General features: G+C 69.0%; 6 protein-coding genes. 3 read left to right on the forward strand and 3 right to left on the reverse strand.

What is annotated here, in order from left to right; translation table 11 throughout:
- Positions 1-351 (reverse strand): ATP-binding cassette domain-containing protein (locus QN345_RS16085; RefSeq protein ID WP_323508867.1); only part of this gene is annotated, 351 nt, incomplete at its 3' end.
- Positions 352-443: 92 nt separating this feature from the next.
- Between QN345_RS16085 and QN345_RS16090 the strand changes: the two genes are divergently transcribed.
- The 3 genes from QN345_RS16090 (at position 444) to QN345_RS16100 (ending at position 2,972) form a co-directional block, all read left to right on the forward strand.
- Complete coding sequence (locus QN345_RS16090) at positions 444-794, forward strand: LysR family transcriptional regulator (protein WP_134449519.1); 351 nt, start codon at positions 444-446, stop codon at positions 792-794.
- 112 nt (positions 795-906) lie between these two features.
- Positions 907-1,407, forward strand: coding sequence for a DUF2231 domain-containing protein (locus QN345_RS16095; RefSeq protein WP_322136192.1), 501 nt, complete (start codon positions 907-909; stop codon positions 1,405-1,407).
- 122 nt (positions 1,408-1,529) lie between these two features.
- Positions 1,530-2,972 carry an FAD-binding oxidoreductase gene (locus QN345_RS16100; RefSeq protein ID WP_134559093.1) on the forward strand — a complete coding sequence of 481 codons (1,443 nt, stop codon included), beginning with the start codon at positions 1,530-1,532 and terminating at the stop codon, positions 2,970-2,972.
- A 32-nt stretch (positions 2,973-3,004) separates the two neighbouring features.
- Here QN345_RS16100 and QN345_RS16105 read toward each other — a convergent pair whose 3' ends face one another.
- Complete coding sequence (locus QN345_RS16105; RefSeq protein ID WP_134449516.1) at positions 3,005-3,370, reverse strand: zinc ribbon domain-containing protein YjdM; 366 nt, start codon at positions 3,368-3,370, stop codon at positions 3,005-3,007.
- Positions 3,371-3,408: 38 nt separating this feature from the next.
- Complete coding sequence (locus tag QN345_RS16110) at positions 3,409-3,837, reverse strand: DUF1761 domain-containing protein (RefSeq protein ID WP_166787384.1); 429 nt, start codon at positions 3,835-3,837, stop codon at positions 3,409-3,411.
- Positions 3,838-4,203 lie beyond the last annotated feature (366 nt).

Consider the following 4,203-nt stretch of genomic DNA (forward strand, 5'->3'; position numbering starts at 1 on the left):
GCTCAGTTCGTGGCCGTAGAGCGGCATGCCGGCCTCGAGGCGCAGGGTGTCGCGGCTCGCGTCGGCGCAGCCCGTGCGGCGGCCGATGTAGTCCGCGATCGATTCGCCCGGCCTGCGGTCCGGCTCCTGCGGCAACCAGCCGACGAAGGCATCCGCCGGGGAGAGTCCGACGCTGCCGGCCTGCGGGGCGAGCCGGCCGGCGAGCAGCCGCAGCAGCGTCGACTTGCCGGAGCCGTTGACCCCGACCACCCCGACGACGTCGCCGGGCGCGACGGTGAGGTCGAGTGAATCGAAAAGGGTACGGTGCGCGTACCCGCCGGCGAGGCCCTTGGCCACGAGCGTTGCGGTCATTACTCCATGGTCTCATTGCACCTGTTCTCCCGGCACCGCGTAGCCTGTTACTGTCCCGTGACCGGCACGGCGGCAGTTCGAAGGGCTTTCTTGTGGACACCACCCTGCTCCGGCGTTTCGTCACGACCGCCGAAGCCACTAACTGGGGTGCCGCGGCGAAGACCCTCAACATGACCCGCGCCACCCTCCTGATCTCCATCAGGAAGCTCGAGGAGGAGGTCGGCGGCGAACTGTTCGTCACCGTCGACGACGTGCCCACCCTGACGAGCGCCGGACTCGAGCTGCTCGAGGTCGCGCGTCCCGTGGTGCGGAAGCCCGCTGCAGCAGCAGCCCCGCAGAAGCCGGCGAAGGCCGGCGGCAAGGCGAAAGCCTCCAAGGGCCAGGGCCGGGCACCCGCGGTCAAGGGCGCGCCGAAGCCCAAGGGGCGCCGCCAGTCCCGCTGAGCGGCGTGACCGGCCCGCCCGATAGGGTGGTCTCGTCCACCCCGAGGAAGGGCACGATCATCAGAGAACCACGGCGAATCGATTCAGAGTCCGTCCAGCGGATGGCTTCCGCATGAACTGGGTGATCGCCGGGCTTCCCCTGCACCCACTTCTCGTGCACGCGAGCGTGATCCTGATCCCTCTTGCCGCCCTGTGCGCGATCCTGACTCTGGTCTGGCCGGCCGCCCGGCGGCGGCTCGGCATCGTCACGCCGCTGCTCGCGTTCGCCGCGCTCGGCGCGACCCTGCTGACCGTGCAAGCCGGGGAGGCCCTGGCGCAGATCATCACCCCGACCGCGCTGAGCGGGGCGCACGTCGCCATCGGCGAGACCGTGCGGCCGTGGGTCTTCGGGCTGTTTCTCGTGGCTGCGGCCCAGTGGCTGTGGTTCCGGTATTTCGGGACCGGGCAGAAGTACGGCGCCCGGATCCCCTCCCCGGGAACCCGCACGGCCCTGACAGTCGTACTCGCTGTCGCAGTGGCCCTGACGAGCGTCGGATCCGTCGTTTCGGTCGTCGTCGTGGGCGATTCCGGCGCCAGGGCCGTGTGGTCGCCGGTCGTCGACGGCACGAAGTAGGGACGGCCGACGGGCCTGATTCCCACCCTCCTGCGGTGCCTTGACCACGGCCCGCGATGGGTGTACTACGGACGCCGTGAGGGCCCGGACCGGTTCCGGGCATGCCGTCCAAAGGAGGAATCATGGCACCCTTCACCCTTGACTCTCTGCGTGAACGAGTCCGCGGATCCGTGATCGGACCTGACGACCCGGGGTACGACGACGCGAGAGCCGTCTACAACGGGATGATCAACAAACGTCCGGCCGTCGTCGTCAGGCCCTCGCAGGTCGCCGACGTGATGACGAGCGTCGCGTTCGCCAGGGAACACGAACTCCCCGTCGCCGTTCGCGGCGGCGGGCACAGCGCCCCCGGGTTCGGCACGGTCGACGGCGGCCTCGTCATCGACTTCGTCGCGCAGACCGGTGTTCGGGTCGATCCGGCCGCGGAAACGGCACGTTCCGGGCCCGGGGCGACCTGGGCGGACTTCAACCACGCGACCCACGCCTTCGGCCTCGCAACGACCGGCGGGATCATCGGCTCGACGGGCGTGTCCGGGCTCACCCTCGGCGGCGGAATCGGGTACCTCTCGCGGCAATTCGGATTGTCGTGTGACAACCTGCTCTCCGCCGATGTCGTGACCGCGGACGGACGGTTCCTCGTGGCGAGTGAAACCGAGAACGCGGACCTGTTCTGGGCGCTGCGCGGCGGGGGCGGTAACTTCGGAGTGGTCACCTCGCTCGAGTTCCGGCTGCACCCGGTCTCCACCATCTACGGGGGCCTGGTGATCTACCCCGCGGCGGAGGCAGACACCGTCGGCCGCTTCTACCGGGATTTCATCGCGAACGCCCCGGAGGAGTTCGGCGTGTTCCTCGGGTTCCACCAGGGACCGCCGGTGCCGTTCCTGCCCGAGCAGTGGCACGGTCAACCCGTCTGCGTCATCGTCGGCGCCTGGACCGGACCCCTCGACGAGGGCGAGAAGCGCTGGCAGCCGATCCTCGACGCCGCGCCCGTCGCCGGTTCGTTTGTCGGGCCGCTCCCGTACCCCGTGCTGAACGGTCTGTTCGACCCGATGCTGCCGAAGGGCATGCAGGCGTACTGGAAGGCGGACTTCCTCGCCTCCCTGAGCGATGACGCGCTGCGGGTCGCCGTCGACTTCGGCAGCCGGATCCCGAGCATGGAGTCCGCGAACCACTACTACCCGATCGACGGGGCGGTGCAGCGGGTCGCACCGGGGGCGACGGCATTCCCCTACCGGAACGTGGACTTCGCGCCGGTCATCGCCGGGATGTGGCACGACCCCGCGGACAATGCGGCGAACATCCGCTGGGTTCGGGACTACTGGGAGGCGCTGCACCCCTTTGCCGAGCCCGGCGGCTACATCAATTTCATGGACGCCGACGATCAGGGCAGGATCGCGCAGAACTACGGGCCGAACTACGAGCGGCTCGCGGAGGTGAAGGCCGTCTACGACCCGGACAACGTGTTCCGCGTCAATCAGAACATCAGTCCGCGCGTCAGTGCCCCGTCCGCCGGCACCCAGGCTCCGGGGGTCCAGGAGGGAGGCGTCACGAGCGTCGAGGACTGACCGGTCGTCGCGTGACCTTGCGTGGCCTCGGGTCAGGCCTTCTTGACCACGCTCGACTTCAGCTGCATCGCTCCGACGCCGTCGATCTTGCAGTCGATGTCGTGGTCGCCGACGCCGTCGACCAGGCGGATGCCGCGCACCTTCGTGCCGACCTTCACCACGGTCGAGCTGCCCTTGACCTTGAGGTCCTTGATCACGGTGACGGTGTCGCCGTCCGCGAGGACGGTTCCGAAGGCATCCGTGATCACGCGCTCGGCGGATGCGTCACCCGGGTCGGCCGTCAGGCTCACGTCGGCCGCGGCCCATTCGTGCCCGCACAGCGGGCAGACGAGCAGTGCGCCCATCTCGTAGGCGAGGTCGCTGGAACATTCGGGGCACGGGGGCAGGGTATCGGTCACTTCCCCACCGTAGTCGAGCGGGGTCGAGCATCAGGCGGTTAGCGCCAGCTCCCGATGATCAGGCCCATGATCGTGAGATTGAGCACGTCGCTCGAGACCTCGATCAGCCAGACCCGGAATCCGGCCCCGGCGAAGAGCCGGTGCGAGAGCGACGAGGCAGCGGCGAGCCCGATGCCGAGCAGGAAGCCGGTGAGTGCGCCCTGGAGCGGGCCGAAACCGGGAGTGGCGGGCGCGACGAACGAGATCACGACGGCGACGCTGACGGCTTCGACGAACGCGGCGACGGCCGTCGCACCGAAGACGACGGCCATGTTGCTGGCGGCGCCCGGCACCGCCGCCGGGTCCTTGCCCATCAGTTTCCACCAGAGCGGGAAGAACGTCTTCGGGCCGAACCAGATGCCGCCCGCGATGAAGGCGGCGACGGTGGCGGCCAGAATCGCCAGCCAGTTGAGGTGGGTCAGGTCCACAATCGTTCCTATCGGTCGTCCGGCGCGAAGAACTCGACTGTATCGACAAGCGGATGTCCGCGGCTACCGGTACTGGGCTTCCGTTCGCCGTCGGCGATCGTGGTGACCGGCAGCAGGCGCCGCGTGTCTCGATCCCGGAACCGATCCTTCCCACCGGTCCGGGCTGGATCCCTCACAGTGACAGGAGAGGGAAGACGTGCGAAGCTTCTGGTCAGGGGTGATTTTCGTCGTCCCTGTGATGGGGGATGCACGATGAGACGTCCGGTCCTGTTCCTTGCTGCGGCTTGTGCCGCCGCGCTCCTGCTGAGCGGATGCGCCGGGCCGGCCACGGGGGGCACCGCAGCCGATTCGTCCCCGCTCGCAACC

It is taken from the genome of Cryobacterium sp. 10I1 (genome assembly GCF_035019805.1).
Taxonomy (GTDB): Bacteria; Actinomycetota; Actinomycetes; order Actinomycetales; family Microbacteriaceae; genus Cryobacterium; species Cryobacterium glucosi.